Annotated in this window: 15 protein-coding genes; 5 read left to right on the top strand and 10 right to left on the bottom strand. The window is 72.9% G+C overall.

Annotation, left to right across the window (positions count from 1 at the left end; genetic code table 11):
* Positions 1 to 9: 9 nt before the first annotated feature.
* Positions 10 to 972 (bottom strand): zinc-binding alcohol dehydrogenase, encoded by a 963-nt coding sequence (locus MUY14_RS42020; protein WP_247018123.1) that lies wholly within the window; start codon positions 970 to 972, stop codon positions 10 to 12.
* 67 nt (positions 973 to 1,039) lie between these two features.
* On the opposite strand from MUY14_RS42020, the gene MUY14_RS42015 reads away from it, so the two are divergent.
* Positions 1,040 to 1,783 (top strand): CDP-alcohol phosphatidyltransferase family protein, encoded by a 744-nt coding sequence (locus MUY14_RS42015; RefSeq protein ID WP_247018121.1) that lies wholly within the window; start codon positions 1,040 to 1,042, stop codon positions 1,781 to 1,783.
* On the opposite strand, the gene MUY14_RS42010 is transcribed toward MUY14_RS42015, so the two are convergent.
* From MUY14_RS42010 to MUY14_RS41995, 4 genes are read right to left on the bottom strand one after another with little or no spacing between them, the layout of a single operon-like run.
* Positions 1,780 to 2,736 (bottom strand): DNA polymerase domain-containing protein, encoded by a 957-nt coding sequence (locus MUY14_RS42010; RefSeq protein ID WP_247018120.1) that lies wholly within the window; start codon positions 2,734 to 2,736, stop codon positions 1,780 to 1,782. The two genes, MUY14_RS42015 and MUY14_RS42010, sit on opposite strands and share 4 nt — an antisense overlap.
* Positions 2,737 to 2,774: 38 nt before the next feature.
* Positions 2,775 to 4,352, bottom strand: coding sequence for a hypothetical protein (locus tag MUY14_RS42005; RefSeq protein WP_247018118.1), 1,578 nt, complete (start codon positions 4,350 to 4,352; stop codon positions 2,775 to 2,777).
* Positions 4,353 to 4,401: 49 nt separating this feature from the next.
* Positions 4,402 to 5,199: an oxygenase MpaB family protein gene (locus MUY14_RS42000; protein ID WP_247018117.1), complete on the bottom strand. Its 798-nt coding sequence runs from the start codon at positions 5,197 to 5,199 to the stop codon at positions 4,402 to 4,404.
* A 52-nt stretch (positions 5,200 to 5,251) separates the two neighbouring features.
* Positions 5,252 to 6,133, bottom strand: coding sequence for a LysR family transcriptional regulator (locus MUY14_RS41995; protein WP_247018116.1), 882 nt, complete (start codon positions 6,131 to 6,133; stop codon positions 5,252 to 5,254).
* A 90-nt stretch (positions 6,134 to 6,223) separates the two neighbouring features.
* On the opposite strand from MUY14_RS41995, the gene MUY14_RS41990 reads away from it, so the two are divergent.
* Together MUY14_RS41990 and MUY14_RS41985 are read left to right on the top strand one after the other, a co-directional pair.
* A complete protein-coding gene (locus tag MUY14_RS41990; RefSeq protein ID WP_247018115.1) occupies positions 6,224 to 7,528 on the top strand; it encodes an FAD-binding oxidoreductase in 1,305 nt (434 codons plus the stop codon).
* Positions 7,529 to 7,586: 58 nt separating this feature from the next.
* On the top strand, positions 7,587 to 8,765 hold the full coding sequence (locus tag MUY14_RS41985; protein WP_247018114.1) for an acyltransferase: 1,179 nt from the start codon (positions 7,587 to 7,589) through the stop codon (positions 8,763 to 8,765).
* A 730-nt stretch (positions 8,766 to 9,495) separates the two neighbouring features.
* On the opposite strand, the gene MUY14_RS41980 is transcribed toward MUY14_RS41985, so the two are convergent.
* Positions 9,496 to 9,918, bottom strand: a complete 423-nt coding sequence (locus MUY14_RS41980) for a nitroreductase family deazaflavin-dependent oxidoreductase (RefSeq protein ID WP_247018113.1) — start codon at positions 9,916 to 9,918, stop codon at positions 9,496 to 9,498.
* 101 nt (positions 9,919 to 10,019) lie between these two features.
* Here MUY14_RS41980 and MUY14_RS41975 point away from each other — a divergent pair, with 101 nt between their 5' ends.
* Positions 10,020 to 10,484 (top strand): MarR family winged helix-turn-helix transcriptional regulator, encoded by a 465-nt coding sequence (locus MUY14_RS41975; RefSeq protein WP_247018112.1) that lies wholly within the window; start codon positions 10,020 to 10,022, stop codon positions 10,482 to 10,484.
* A 6-nt stretch (positions 10,485 to 10,490) separates the two neighbouring features.
* On the opposite strand, the gene MUY14_RS41970 is transcribed toward MUY14_RS41975, so the two are convergent.
* The 3 genes from MUY14_RS41970 to MUY14_RS41960 all read right to left on the bottom strand — a co-directional run bounded on the left by MUY14_RS41970 (position 10,491) and on the right by MUY14_RS41960 (position 12,421).
* Positions 10,491 to 10,850, bottom strand: a complete 360-nt coding sequence (locus MUY14_RS41970; protein WP_247018111.1) for a PLDc N-terminal domain-containing protein — start codon at positions 10,848 to 10,850, stop codon at positions 10,491 to 10,493.
* A 39-nt stretch (positions 10,851 to 10,889) separates the two neighbouring features.
* A complete protein-coding gene (locus tag MUY14_RS41965; RefSeq protein WP_247018109.1) occupies positions 10,890 to 11,642 on the bottom strand; it encodes a hypothetical protein in 753 nt (250 codons plus the stop codon).
* Positions 11,643 to 11,746: 104 nt separating this feature from the next.
* The gene (locus MUY14_RS41960) at positions 11,747 to 12,421 is read right to left on the bottom strand and encodes a GNAT family N-acetyltransferase (protein ID WP_247018107.1); all 675 of its coding nucleotides are present in this window, start codon (positions 12,419 to 12,421) and stop codon (positions 11,747 to 11,749) included.
* A gap of 51 nt (positions 12,422 to 12,472) precedes the next feature.
* On the opposite strand from MUY14_RS41960, the gene MUY14_RS41955 reads away from it, so the two are divergent.
* Positions 12,473 to 13,336, top strand: a complete 864-nt coding sequence (locus MUY14_RS41955) for a PaaX family transcriptional regulator C-terminal domain-containing protein (RefSeq protein ID WP_247018105.1) — start codon at positions 12,473 to 12,475, stop codon at positions 13,334 to 13,336.
* A gap of 24 nt (positions 13,337 to 13,360) precedes the next feature.
* Here MUY14_RS41955 and MUY14_RS41950 read toward each other — a convergent pair whose 3' ends face one another.
* The gene (locus MUY14_RS41950; RefSeq protein WP_247018103.1) at positions 13,361 to 13,759 is read right to left on the bottom strand and encodes a RidA family protein; all 399 of its coding nucleotides are present in this window, start codon (positions 13,757 to 13,759) and stop codon (positions 13,361 to 13,363) included.
* Positions 13,760 to 13,811: the final 52 nt, after the last annotated feature.

The following is a 13,811-nucleotide window of genomic DNA, read 5'->3' as shown; positions in this document are numbered from 1 at the left end:
TGGACGTGGTCACTGCGGCTGATACATGACACGGAGGCAGAGCGCGGAAAGTTCATTCCCGGCCAGCCGGGGTAGCACGGACGGCAGATCTTCAAACGCGCACTCGCCGCTGACCAGTGCTTCGAACGCCGGATCGGCCAGCAGCTCGAGCGCGACGGCCAGCCGCTGGGCGTAGCTGCGGTCCGGGCGGCCGACCGTCCCGACCTGGCTGCTGCGGATGACCAGGCGCCGCGAATGGAAGTGCTCCCCGAGCGGAACGGCGACCCGGCGGTCGCCGTACCAGGACATCTCGACGACCTCGCCTTCCGGCGCGAGCAGCTCCAGCGCGCGGGTGAGCCCGGCCTCGCTCGCGCTCGCGTGCACGACGAGGTCGCAGTCACCGTGGGCGCGTTCCGGAGTCGAGAAGTCGACTCCGAGGGCTTCGGCGACGTCGGCGCGCGAGGGGTCGACGTCGACGAGCTGCACGCGCGTGGCCGGGAAGCCGCTGAGCAGCTTCGCGACGCTGGCGCCGACCATCCCGGCGCCGATGACGGCGATCCGGTCCCCGAGCCGCGGCCGCGCGTCCCAGACGGCGTTCACCGCGGTCTCGACGGTGCCGGCCAGGATCGCGCGGCCGGGCGGGACGCCGTCCGGCACCGGCGTCACCGCGCTCGCCGGGACGACGTACGCGCTCTGGTGCGGGTAGAGGCAGAAGACGGTCCGGCCGGTCAGCTCGGCCGGCCCGCGTTCGACGACGCCGACGTTGAGGTAGCCGTACTTGACCGGGCCGGGGAAGTCGCCGTCCTGGAAGGGCGCGCGCATGACGTCGTGCTGGCTCACCGGGACGCCGCCGCGGAAGACGAGCGTTTCGGTGCCGCGGCTGACGCCGGAGCAGAGCGTGCGGACGAGCACCTCGCCGGGTCCCGGCTCGGGCAGCCGCTCCTCCCGCAACTCCCCGACACCGGGCTGTTGAACCCAGAAAGCCTGTTCCACGTGTTTCTCCTCAGCGGGCGACCGGAGGCTGGTGTCGCCACCCTATGAGCAATTCGCGGAGTCGACGATGATCAAACAGGACCTTCTCCTGCGTGCGGTGGTGCCGGCGTGGGTGCTCGCCGCGGGGGTCGTGGCGGGGCTTTCGCCGCTCGCCTGGGCCACCGGGCTCACGTTCGGGGTCGCCCTCGTGCTGCTGACGGAGTGGGGCCTGCGCCGCGCCGGCCGCGCCGCGTTCGGCCCGGCGGACTGGATCACGTTCGCCCGCGCGACGCTCGTCGGGTGCGCCGCGGAGCTCGTCGCCGACGGCGGGCTGTCCGTCGCGTGGCTGGTCGGGCTGGCCGGCGTGGCCCTGCTCCTGGACGGCCTCGACGGCCAGGTCGCCCGCCGCACCGGCACGACGTCGGAGTTCGGCGCGCGGTTCGACATGGAGGTCGACGCGTTCCTGATCCTGCTGCTCTGCATCCAGGTGTCCCGGACGCTCGGGCTGTGGGTGCTGGCGATCGGCCTGATGCGGTACGTGTTCGTGGCGGCGTCCTGGTCGATGCCGTGGCTGACGGCGCCGCTGTACCCGAGCATGGCCCGCAAGACGGTGGCCGCGGTCCAGGGCGTGGTGCTGGTGGTCGCGGTGTCGGGGCTGCTGCCGCTGGCGGTGGTCTTCGCGCTGGTCGCGGTCGCGCTGGGGTCGCTGACGTGGTCGTTCGGCCGCGACGTCGTGTGGCTGGCCCGCCACCGGGTGGCCGAGCCGAGCCGGATCGTCCAGCTCCCCCGCCCCTTCCACGGCCAGGCCTGGCGCGGCAACCAGGCGGCTTAGCCTGACTCGCGAGCCGCCCGGGCTCGGCGCTTGCCCTCGTGCATCGCCACCACCCGGGCGATCGGGATCGTGTGCCCCTCCGCCACCAGGTCTTCCGGCAGCACGAACGGCTGCGGCATCTCCGCTGTCCACGGGTCGCCGTCCGCCAGCAGCCCTGGCGCCGTGTGCACCGTGAAGTCGCCGGGCTTGACGCCGTCCAGCTCGGCCCACGCGACCGGGAACGACACCGGCACGCCCGGGCGGTGGCGGGGGCTGTACACCGAGATGACCGTCGCGCCGCCCGCGCGCGTCGAGTCCAGGAAGACCTTGCCTTCCCGGCGCTCTCGCACGAACTCCGTAGTGCCGAGCGCCGGGTCGAGCCGCTCGGCGCGGGCCGCGACCGCCCGGGTCGCCGCCGCGATGTCCTCGGTCGGCTGGCCCGGGGCGAGCGGCACGAAGACGTGCACGCCCTTGGACCCGCTCGTCTTCACCGCACCGTCGAGCCCGTCGTTGCGCAGCGCTTCCCGGACCAGCTTCGCGGCGCCCACGGCCAGCGAGAACGGGCCGTCCTCGGGCGGGTCGAGGTCGAGGATCAGGTGCGTCGGGCCGTGCTCGGGGCCGCCGCGGTAGAGCGACGTGTGGTACTCGATCGCCCGCTGGTTGCCGAACCAGATCAGCGTGCGGAGGTCGTTGCAGAGCGCGTACGAGACGTCCCGCTTGGACGTCTCGGCCCACACCGACACCCGCTCGACCCAGTCCGGCGTGTACTTCGGCAGGTTCTTCTGCATGAACGGGCCCTGCCCGCGCAGCACCCGCAGCACGGTCAGCAGCCGGTCGCGCAGTTCCGGCAGCATCCGCTCGGACGCGGCTTCGAGGTAGTCGAGCAGCTCCCGCTTGGTCACCCCCGCGCCGGGGAAGACCTCCTGGTCGAGACTGCTCAGCTTGACCCCGTGCCGAACCTCTTCGCCGCTCATCGGCCCACCCTCGCGCCTCGGGCGCGAAGCGGTCAACCTCAGAACGGCAGCTGCGAACGGAGCCGGTCGAGCCAGCGGTCGACGGTGTCCTCGGCGCGGTCGTGGTCGTTGGCCTGGCGGGCCGCGTCCGCGCGCGCCTGGACGTGCTGCCCGATCGTCGCCGCGTACTGCGGGAGCGCGTAGACGTTCTGCCAGTACCCGGCGCGCATCTCGACCGTGGACACCTTCTCGTAGCCCGCGGTCGCCTTCGCGAAGTCGAAGCCGTAGCGCGTGCCCGACGGGTCCGGGCCGTTCGCCGTCACGACGATGACCGTCGGCCGCGCCTTCATGACGACCTCGGTCGGGTCGGCGCCGCGGGCGATCGCCGCGTCGTTGAGCCCGATGTAGTCGATCGAGTTCCAGCCGCTGTAGTACGGGATCGCGCCCGCGTCGGTGACGGCGAGGCTGCGGGCGGCCGGCGGGACGTCGGCCTCGGCCAGGCCCTTGCCGATCGCGATGTGCGCGCGCTGCAGGTCCGGGCCGTAGTTCGCGATCACGCCGAGGTCGGGCGCGCTCGCGCCGCCGACGGCCGACCAGCCGACCGCGACCAGCCCGAGCAGCGCGCCCACCAGACGCGGTTTCAGCGTCCCGGCGGCGATCCCGGCGCCCAGGCAGAGGACGGGGATCGCGTGGTCGGCGAAGCGGTCGAGGTAGTCCATGGTCGGGCCGGACACCGCGTACGTCACGTAGGTGACGGCCACGGTGACCATCAGCAGCACGCCCATCGCCCGCGTCGCCGCGCGGAGCACCAGCGACAGCGTCAGCAGCAGGAGCGGGAGCAGCAGCACCGTCGTGTGCTTCGTCCACAGCCAGCCGGAGTCGAGGTGGCCGAACTTGACGTAGAAGGTGTTCGGCAGCAGCTGGCCGTAGAACCGCCAGCGCCAGACGAAGTAGCCCGCGCCGACGACGACCGCCGCGAGCGTCCACCAGCGCGCCGACGCGCGGCCGCGTTCGCGCCAGAACCACAGCGCGACGACCGGCAGCGCGGCCAGCACGCCCTCGGGCCGCAGCATGCCGAGCAGGAGCAGCAGCACCGGCGGCTCCCACGTCCGGACCCGCTCGTTCGCCAGCACGCGCAGGCCGAGCACGACGATCCGCAGCAGCACGGCGGCGAAGGCGGCCGTCTCGAGGCCGGCGGTGAGGTGGAAGTAGGTCGGCAGGAACACGACGTACGCGCCCGCGCCGACCAGCACGCCGGTGAGGCCCGCGCGGCGGTGGCCTTCGCGGATCAGCAGGTACAGCGTGCCCAGGCCGAGCAGCAGCGACGTCACCTTGGTGAACAGCGGCAGCGCGAGCCCCAGCCACGCGCCGAGCCCCGACCAGACCACCCAGGCGAAGTTCGTGAAGCCCTCGACGCGCGGGCCGTCGACGTTCCACACCGGCCCGTGCCCGTCGGCGAGGTTCGCCGAGTAGCGGAAGCTGATGAAGGCGTCGTCGATGGTGAAGAACCAGGCCGCCCACGCGCCGACGAGGAACGCGGCGAGCAGGACCAGCGAGACCACGATCAGCGGCGCGCGGCGGGTGGTCCGGGCGGGTGCGGTTTCTTCGGGCCGGACGTCAGCCTCGATCGCCGTCATGGGTTCCCCTCGGGTGGCTTTGCCGACCCGACACTGTAGCCGGGGCGGCTCAGACCAGCGGACGCCCGGTGCGCAGCCGGCGGCGCAGGTCCCACAGGCAGAGGTTGTACGGGAACCGCCGCACCGGCGTGGGCAGCACCCGCACGACCCGGCCGATCGCGCCGAGCAGCGCGTCGAACCGCCGCTGGTCGGCGTCGGTCCACGGCAGCCGCATCTCGTCGCGGAACCGCTTCGGGAGGAACCCGGTGGTGACGAACCGGTGGAACCGGCGGCCGGGCGCGGCCAGCACCGGGTGCACGAACCGCAGGTCGACGAAGGCGGTGAGGTAGCGGCGGACGGTGTCGTCGATGCCGACTTCGGTCAGCTCGGCCGCCCAGTACGCCTCGAAGGCCTCCCGGTCGGCGGGCCACATCTCCGCACGCACCTGCAGCGTCGTGCCGAGCGAAGCGGCTTCGCGGTAGAAGTGCCCGGGCTCGCCGCCGACGAACGCGAGATAGACGTCTTCGAAGCCCTTGTACAGGCAGGCCGCGACCCACAGCTGGAGGCCGGGGTCGAAGGCGTTGTAGGCGACCGGGCTCCCGTCGGTCGAGTGGACCCGCGCGTGCGCCGCGTTGACGCCGCGGCGGTAGGCCGCGCGCTCGGCGTCGGTCCCCATCGTCGCGACGGCGAGGTAGGTGAGCGTCGTCCGGGTCCGCTTCACCGGGTGGCGGAAGAGGTTGCCGCTCTCGACCCGGCTCTCCAGCACGCCGTACCCGACGGGCGCGCGGGCGAGCTGCATGATCACGTTCGCGCTGCCGGCCAGCAGCCCGGCGCCGATGACGGCGTCGTGGAGGGCGGTCTCGGCCACGGGCTCGCCTCCTGGGGTCGCCTCTCAGGGAACCGCGCCTGTTGACGGTATGTCAAGAGCGGTAGGCGGCCCGGGCGAACGCGATCAGGGCACGCGCCGCCGGGCTGAGCGGGCCCTCCGTCCGCCACGCCAGCGCGAGCACCCCGCGCAGGCCGGGACCCGCGATCCTGACGATCCGCAGCTCGGCCTGGTGGTAGCGGCCGAGGGACTCCGGCACGATCGCGACGCCGAGGCCGCGCACCGCGAGCTGCACCAGGACGTTCGGGTCGGCCGCCTCGAACGCGATCCGCGGCGTCAGTCCCTCTCGCGCGAAGGCGGCGTCCAGCGCGGTGCGCAGGCCCGTCCCCTTCGGCAGCGCCATCAGCGGCAGGCCGTCGAGGTCCCGGATGTCGACCTCGGCCCGGTCGAGCGGCCCGTCCGGCGCGGTGACGGCCAGGAACGGCTCGTCCAGCAGCACCTGCGTCGCGATGCCCGGCGGCGGGTCCGTCGAGAGGCCGACGACGGCGAGGTCCAGGCGGCCTTCGCGCAGCGCCGCGAGCATCGTGTCGGAGTTGGCCTCCGACAACGTGATCTCGACGGCCGGGTAGCGCTCGTGGAAGCCGGCCAGCAGGTCCGGCAGCCGGACCGGGCCCGCCGAGGTCACGGCGCCGATCGCGACCTGGCCGCGGACCAGCCCGGCCAGCTCGTCGACGGCTTCGCGCACGCCCTGCACCGCCGCGAGCGCGGCCCGGGCGTGCGGGAGGGCCGCGGCGCCGACGTCGGTGAGCCGGACGGTCCGGCCGGAGCGGTCCAGCAGTTCCTGCCCCAGCTCCCGCTCCAGCCGCCGGACCTGCGCGCTCACGCCGGGCTGGGCGACGTGCAGCCGCTCGGCCGCGCGCGTGAAGTTCCCTTCCTCGGCGACCGCGACGAAGTAGGCGAGCTGGTGCAGTTCCATAAGCACTGATTCTAACTGGCAGACAAACCAGATCTTGGACTTCTGGTCGGTTCGGCCCGAAGCTGGAAGCAGCGAACGAAAGGAGCCGAGATGAACACCCTCCGCCCAGGTCAGGACGGTTACGCCGAAGAAGTCGCCGGGTTCCAGACGGCGGTGCCCAGCGCACCCGCGGTCGTCGTGACCGCCGAAAACCCCCAGGACGTCGTCGACGCCGTGCGCTACGCCGCCGAGCACGACCTGCGGATCGCGGTCCAGGCCACCGGGCACGGCCTCACCGCGGGCACCGACGGCCTCCTGATCAGCACCCGCCGGATGACCGGCGTGGAAATCGACGCCTCGGCCCGGACGGCCCGGGTGGCAGCGGGCGTGCGCTGGGGCGAGGTCATCGAAGCGGCCGGAGCGCACGGCCTGGCGCCGCTCAGCGGCTCGTCGCCGGACGTCGGCGTCGTCGGCTACACGCTCGCGGGCGGCTTCGGGCTGATGGCCCGCCGGTACGGCCGCGCCGCCGACCACGTCCGCGCCCTCGACGTCGTCACCGCGGACGGCGAACTCCAGCGCGTCGAGCCCGGCTCGGACCTGTTCTGGGCGCTGCGCGGCGGCCGCGACAGCTTCGGCGTCGTCACGGCGATGGAGTTCGACCTCTTCCCGGTGGACCGGCTCTACGGCGGCAGCCTCTACTTCGGTCCCGACGACGTGCCGGCGGTGCTGCGGGCCTGGCGCACGTGGTCGGCGGCCGCGCCGGACGCGCTGACGACGTCGCTGGCCATGGTCGAGTACCCCGACCTCCCGGTGCTGCCGGAACCGCTGCGCGGCCGGCACATCGCGCAGGTGCGCATCGCCTACTTGGGCGAGGACGGCGACGAGCTGGTCGCGCCGCTGCGGGCCGCGGCGCCGGTCCTGATGGACACGCTCAAGGTCATGCCGTTCACCGAGTCCGGGTCGATCGCGGCCGAACCGCGGCAGCCGCACGGCTACCACGGCACCAACGCGACCGTCTCGCAGCTGAACGACGCCATGCTCGACGCCGTCGTCGAGCACGCGGGCCCGGGTGCGGCCACGCCGCCGGTGCTCATCATCGACCGGCTGGGCGGCGCGCTTTCCCGGCCGGCCGGGATCGCGGGCGTGGGCTGGGACAGCTCGGCGGAGTTCGTCGTCCGGGCGCTGTCGGTGGTCGGCGACGGCGGGGTCGCGGCCGTCCGGAGCACGCACGCGAAGCTGTTCGACGCGCTGGCGCCGTGGGCAACCGGGCGGTTGCTGCCCTTCGTGTACGGCGAGCACGCCACGATCGAGGGCGTCCACCCGGCCGCGGACCTGCGCCGGCTCGGGGAGCTCAAGCGGCGTCACGACGTTCGGAGCACCCTCCGGGCGGCCGGACCGGAGGCAAAGGCGGGGTAAGCGGTCGTCCTATACTCGCCCGGACGATCACACCGACGGGGGAACCGACTTGCGCACGATGAGCCATGAGGACTACCTCGGCACGCGGCGGTTCCCCGGTCTGGACGGCCTCCGCGCGATCGCCGCGACGATGGTGATCTTCTTCCACTTCGGCGGCCAGAACTGGACGTGGCTGTCGGGCTGGGTCGGCGTCTACCTGTTCTTCGTGCTGTCCGGCTTCCTCATCACGACGCTGCTGCTGCGCGAGCAGGACCGCACCGGCCGGATCTCGCTGTCGAACTTCTACATCCGGCGCGTGTTCCGGATCCTGCCGCCGTACCTGGTGATCCTCGGCGGGATCGTGGCGTTCGTGGCGCTGCGCGGCGAATTCCACGCCCGCGACTTCCCGAACGCGCTGCGGTTCTACCTGACGTTCCTCAACGAGTTCCTGCCGTCGTTCACCAACGGCACGGACAACTTCTTCAGCGGCTCGTGGACGCTGGGGATCGAGGAGAAGTTCTACCTGGTCTGGCCGTTCCTGCTGGTGTTCCTCGGGATCGGCGCGGCGAAGCGCAAGTTCCTGCTGGTCGGCGCGGCGATGGTGATCCTGCTGGCCCTGGTCCCCCTGACCACGGGCGGCTGGCTCCTGCACGGCGCGAACGTCCCGATCTACCGCTCGACGGTGCACTACTTCATCCTGGCGGCCGGCTGCCTGCTGGCGATCCTGCTGCACTACCGCCGCGGTTACGCGCTGCTGAAGCCGCTGACCCACCCGCTGGCGGCGATCCCGATCGTGGTCGGCTTCGTGGTCTTCCACACGAACCTGGACACGCTGTGGAACAGCTCGGGCCAGAACCTGTGGCTCCTGGTGGCGTACGCGTTCGCGGCGATGCTGCTGCTGATCGTCCTGGTCAGCCCGGGCCCGACCCGCTGGCTGATGGGCACGGCCCCGCTGCGCTTCGTGGGCGAGCGGTCGTACTCGCTGTACCTGCTGCAGGGACCGGTGCACTTCGCGGTCATCCAGGCGGTCCCGGGCCTGGCGCGCAACCACACGACGAGCGCGGTGGTGGTGTTCCTGGTGGGGCTGGCGATCGCGGACCTCATCCACCGCTGGGTCGAGAAGCCGCTGATCGACGTGGGCAAGCGGTTGATCGCGAGGAAGGAAGAGCGACGCGCGGAGCGGGAGGCGGCTCGGCAGCCCGCCGAGCCGCGCGTCGAGTCCGAGCCCCGGCCCGCGCCCGCGACCTCGGCGTCCTGAGCCGCCGGCCGCTCCCGCCACGGCCCGCAAGTTCCCCCGCGGCACCGGCCCCACTCCCCTGCGTGCCCCCGGCTCGGCCAATGCGATCCACCCCGGCCAGGCGAGCGGAAGGCGCCCGGCAACCTGCCGAGCCTGCCACGCCCACGCCCGCGACCTCGGCGTCCTGAGCCGCCGGCCACCCCCGCGGCCCGCAAGTTCCCCCGCGGCACCGGCCCGCTCCCCCGCGCGCCCCGGTCGCTCGGCCAATCCGACCGACCCCCGGCCAGCCGAGCGGAAGGCGCCCAGCAACCCGTCCGAGCCCCGACCCGCGACCTCGGCGTCCTGAACCGCCGGCCACCCCCGCGGCCCAGAAGTTCCCCTTAACCACCGGCCCGCACCCGCGCGCTCGACCGACACCCCCGCGCCGGTCGAGCGGGAAGCGGCTCGGCAACCCGCCGAGCCGCGCCCGGAGTCCGGGCTGAGGCCCACAAGTTCCCCCGCGGCACCGGCCCACTCCCCTGCGTGCCCCGGTCGCTCGGCCATGCGACCGCCCCCCGGCCAGCCGAGCGGAAGGCGCCCAGCAACCGTCCGGGCCCCGGCCGGCGACCTCGGCGTCCTGAGCCGCCAGCCACCCCCGCGGCCCAGAAGTCCCCCTCAACCACCGGCCCGCACCCGCACGCTCGACCGACACCCCCGCGCCGGTCGAGTGGGAAGCGGCTCGGCAACCCGCCGAGCCCGCGACCTCGGTCTCTCAGCGCTCCAAGACCACGATCGGGATCACCCGGTCGGTCTTCGTCTCGTACTCCGCGAAGCCCTCCGCGTGCGCGACCATGCCCGCGTACAGGCGGTCGCGCTCCGCGCGGTCGGCGATCACCGTGGCCGTCGCCTCGAACTTCTCCGTGCCGACCTCCAGCGTGACCTTCGGGTTCGCCACCAGGTTGTGGTACCAAGCCGGGTTCTTCGGGGCCCCGCCCATCGACGCGGCGACCACGTAACGGTCACCGTCGGTCGTGTACACCAGCGGCGAGAGACGGGGCTCGCCGCTCTTGGCGCCGGTTGTCGTGAGGAGCAGCACGTTCTTGCCCTCGAAGTAGTTGCCGACCTTGCCTCCGTTGGCCCGGAACTCCTCGACGACCTGCTTGTTGAAGTCGTTCATGTCGGCTGGTGCGGTCATGGGGATCCCCTGTTCTGGCCGGTAGGCTCGATCCGCGAGGTACGCTCGGAACGAGCCGAAGCGTTTGCTTTGCAAACAAAACTACCGACCGGAGGTGAGCGGTGTCAACGCAGCCCGGCCCGAGTGTCGAGGACGGCGTCCGGCAGCTCCTGCTGCTCATGCCGCGCCTGGTCGGCCGCGCCAAGCGGACGCCGGTGCCCGCGGAGCTCGACGGCTGCGCGCTTGCGCCACGACACCTCTCGCTGCTGTCGTACCTGCTCTTCGACGGCCCCATGACGGTCACCGAGCTGGCCACCCGCCTCCAGGTCGCCCCGACGACGGCGAGCCTGATGGTCGGCGACCTCAGCCGCCAGGGCGTGCTGAACCGCGACGAGGACCCGGCCGACCGCCGCCGCACGATCGTCAGCATCACCCCGGACAAGCGCCCGGCCGTCGACGCGTGGCTGGCCCGCGGCGCGAAGGCGTGGAGCGACGCGCTGACGCCGTTGAGCCCGGCCGAGCGGCAGCTGGTGATCGCGACCCTCGAGGCCTACGAACGCGGCACGTGCGAAGGCCCCGCCTGCTAACGGACTTCAGTCTTCGCCACGCTTTTCGCGGGCCAGCTTCCGCTGCGCCTCCGCGCGTTCCCGGCACTTGCGCAGGAACTCGTCGTCGTCGTCCGCGCTCGTCGCCGCGAACCGCCCGGGACGGTCGTACTCCGGGTACGCCGGCGCGTTGCGCTCGTACGGCCCGCGCGCCCGCATCACCTGCTGCGGCCGGCCCGCGACCAGCCAGATGATCGAACCGACCAGCGGCACCACCAGCACGAGCAGCAGCCACAGCCCCTTCGGCAGGTTGCGGCAGGACGACTCGTCGGTCGTGATCACGTCGACCAGGCAGAAGATCCACAGCCCGAGCGTGACGATGCCCAGCAGTCCGTCCATGTACAGCAATTTCGCGCCTTTCCCCCAAGGAAATGAACGCGGTAAGTCTTAGCAGAGCCCACCGGCTGCCCGGCCGCGGGTCACCCACAGCCGCGCAGGCATCCGGAGATTCGGCGCCGGCACCCACGACGTCTTCACTTCTGTCAGGCGAAACCCCTGCAGCGCCTGGAGAACGCCGGTCGCGAGGGCGGTCGCGTGCCGCGCACCCGGGCAGGCGCGGGGTCCGGCGCCGAACGGCGTCCCCGCCAGCGACACCGAGACGTCGTCACCGTCGACCCGGCGACGCGTGGACAACACCGGCTGCCCGACCGGTTTTCCGGACAGCCACGCGGAAAGCTCGTTGCCGATCAGCCCGGCGGTGGCGTCGCAGGCCTGGACGAGCAGGCCGATCCGGGCGGCCGCGTGTTCGTCCGCCCCACCGCACGCGGCGATCAGCCGTCCCACCGCGGCTTCGGCGGCGGAATCCGGCGTCACGTGGGGGTGGTACGCGGCCGCGACCAGCGCCACGTCCGCCGAGACGTCCGGGAGGTCCAGCGCCGAAGCGAGCACCCCGACCGGCACCGGCCGCGCGACCACGGCCATCACGTCGAACTCTCCGAGCGCGGCCACGATCCCTTGCGTGCGCGCGAAAGCCTCGTCCCGCAGCTCACCCACGGACGCCAGCAACGACACCGCCAGCGCGCGCCGCCGGACGTGGTCGGGACCATTGCTGAACCGGGCCACCGAAGCACGCAGCCACGCGACGCTCCCCGGCGGAACGTCGGCGGGAACGGGCGGCACCGGAGCGGAAAGCGAAGTCATACGGCGAAGTTAGCCGCGGAAAACTTCGTCCACGGCCGAAGTCAGTGTCCCTCCGGGGCTTCGCCCCGGGCCGGGGGCTCCGCCACCCGGAACCCCCTCAAGCATCAGAGCAGCGGCACCGGGAACCACGTCGCCTGCGGCCCACCGCAGCGAACGGGCCGCGGGACGGCGTGCTGGAACCACCACGCCTCCGTGACGCGGCCGTCCGGGAGCCGGTACGTCGGCGGCCCGGCCACGCGGGCGAGCCCGGCGGCCTGCAGCGAGCGCGCGCTGGCGACGTTGCCGACCTCGGCGCCGGCCCGCACCCGCGGCAGGCCCAGGTGGTCGTGCGCCAGCACCAGCCCGGCCGCGAACAGCACCCGGCCGTGACCGCGGCCGCGGTAGTCCGGGGCGAGGTAGCCGCCGGTTTCCGGACCGCCGTCCTCGCCGGTGTGCACGCTCACCAGGCCGACGCAGCGGTTGGCTTCGACGTCGATCATCACCAGGTCGACCGACTGCGGATCGGGCGACGCCCAGTCCGGGCCGGTGCCGGGCACGACCCGCAGCGCGTCGGCGCGCGCCGGCTGGCCGACGATCGAATCGGCCTGCCAGCCCAGCCACCGCTGGGCGGCCGGATCGCTGCCGCACGCGACCGCGGCGGCGTACTCCCACGCGGTCGGGGTGCGGAAGAGGAACCGTCCCGCGCGCACGACGTGGCCCTGCCGGTCGCAGGCCCGCTTGGTCATCAGGCGCCCGCGGCGGGTGAGCCGGTCGAAGATCCCCTTGGTGGCTGGCAGCATCGCGGCGAAATCGTAGCGGAGCGGCCGGGACCCGAGTTGTATTGTGGCCCGATGACGGCCGTACCCGACGCAACCGAACTGGACGGCTCCGGCCGATCGGCCCAGCCGCGTCAGCTCATCGTGACGGTGTACGGCCTCTATTCGCGCACCGAAGGCGGCTGGTTGTCGGTCGCCTCGCTGATCGACCTGCTCGCCGCCGTAGGCGTCGACGAGCCGGCCGTGCGCTCGTCGATCTCCCGGCTGAAGCGGCGCGGCATTCTCGAAGCGGTCCGCCGGGACGCGACGGCGGGCTACGAGCTGTCCGACGAAGCCCGCGAGATCCTGCGCGAGGGCGACGAGCGGATCTTCCGCCGCGACCGCGCCACCCCGGCCGACGGCTGGCTGCTCGCGGTGTTCTCGGTGCCGGAGACCGAGCGCCACAAGCGCCATCTGCTGCGCACCCAGCTGGCCCGGATGGGCTTCGGCACGGCGGCGTCGGGCGTCTGGATCGCGCCGGCCCACCTGCACGGGGTGGCCGCCGAGGCGCTGACCCGGCTCGGCCTGGCCGGGTACGCCGACCTGTTCCGCGCCGACCACCTGGCGTTCGGCGACGTCGCCGCGAAGGTCCGCGACTGGTGGGACCTCGACCGGCTGGACGAGCTGTACACGACGTTCCTCGACGAGCACGGCCCGGCGCTGCGCCGCTGGGAGCGCCGCAAGCCGGTGCCCGACGGCGAGGCGTTCGCCGACTACGTCCGGGTGCTGACCGGCTGGCGGCGGATGCCCTACCTCGACCCGGGCCTGCCCGCGGAGTTCCTGCCGGCCGGCTGGTCGGGCATCCGCGCGGCCGAGCTGTTCTTCGAGCTGCACCGGCGGCTGGAAACCCCGGCACGCACGTACGTCGCGAAGTCGATCGGCGCCGGTGGTCGCGAGTGAGAAACAGGGTCAGAACACTGTTTCTCACTCACGACCGGGGATGACCGCGAAACCCTGGACCTCGACCAGCGCTTCCTCGTCCCAAAGCCGGGAAACGCCGATGCCCGCCATCGCCGGGTACTCCGTGCCCGCGAGCCGCTTCCAGACCCGGCCGATCTCGCGCGCGTGGGCACGATAATCCGGCATGTCGACGATGTAGATGGTCACGCTGCACAGGTCCTCCGGCGCACCCCCGGCCGCGCGCAGCGACGCCAGCAGGTTGCCGAGTGCGCGCTCGAACTGCTCGACCACGCCGTCGCCGACGATCTTGTTCGACGCGTCGAGCGCGGTCTGGCCGGCGAGGAAGACGACCCGGCCTTCGGCCACCACCGCGTGCGAGAACCCGGACGGCTTGCCCAGCTCCGGCGGGTTGATGCGTTCCATGCGCCCACCGTACGCCATCTTTCGCGTTATTGACGGTCGTAGAGGTGACGAC

The organism is Amycolatopsis sp. FBCC-B4732, assembly GCF_023008405.1.
Classification (GTDB): Bacteria; Actinomycetota; Actinomycetes; order Mycobacteriales; family Pseudonocardiaceae; genus Amycolatopsis; species Amycolatopsis pretoriensis_A.
Note: the sequence above shows the minus strand (reverse complement) of the source record. Positions and strands in the feature narration are given on the sequence as shown.

What these genes read in the sequence shown, in the direction of transcription:
- MUY14_RS42015 (WP_247018121.1), top strand. Translation starts at nt 1,040, where the DNA reads ATGATCAAACAGGACCTTCTCCTGCGTGCGGTGGTGCCGGCGTGGGTG.
- MUY14_RS42010 (WP_247018120.1), bottom strand. Translation starts at nt 2,736, where the DNA reads ATGAGCGGCGAAGAGGTTCGGCACGGGGTCAAGCTGAGCAGTCTCGAC.
- MUY14_RS42005 (WP_247018118.1), bottom strand. Translation starts at nt 4,352, where the DNA reads ATGACGGCGATCGAGGCTGACGTCCGGCCCGAAGAAACCGCACCCGCC.
- MUY14_RS41995 (WP_247018116.1), bottom strand. Translation starts at nt 6,133, where the DNA reads ATGGAACTGCACCAGCTCGCCTACTTCGTCGCGGTCGCCGAGGAAGGG.
- MUY14_RS41990 (WP_247018115.1), top strand. Translation starts at nt 6,224, where the DNA reads ATGAACACCCTCCGCCCAGGTCAGGACGGTTACGCCGAAGAAGTCGCC.
- MUY14_RS41985 (WP_247018114.1), top strand. Translation starts at nt 7,587, where the DNA reads ATGAGCCATGAGGACTACCTCGGCACGCGGCGGTTCCCCGGTCTGGAC.
- MUY14_RS41980 (WP_247018113.1), bottom strand. Translation starts at nt 9,918, where the DNA reads ATGACCGCACCAGCCGACATGAACGACTTCAACAAGCAGGTCGTCGAG.
- MUY14_RS41965 (WP_247018109.1), bottom strand. Translation starts at nt 11,642, where the DNA reads ATGACTTCGCTTTCCGCTCCGGTGCCGCCCGTTCCCGCCGACGTTCCG.
- MUY14_RS41960 (WP_247018107.1), bottom strand. Translation starts at nt 12,421, where the DNA reads ATGCTGCCAGCCACCAAGGGGATCTTCGACCGGCTCACCCGCCGCGGG.
- MUY14_RS41955 (WP_247018105.1), top strand. Translation starts at nt 12,473, where the DNA reads ATGACGGCCGTACCCGACGCAACCGAACTGGACGGCTCCGGCCGATCG.
- MUY14_RS41950 (WP_247018103.1), bottom strand. Translation starts at nt 13,759, where the DNA reads ATGGAACGCATCAACCCGCCGGAGCTGGGCAAGCCGTCCGGGTTCTCG.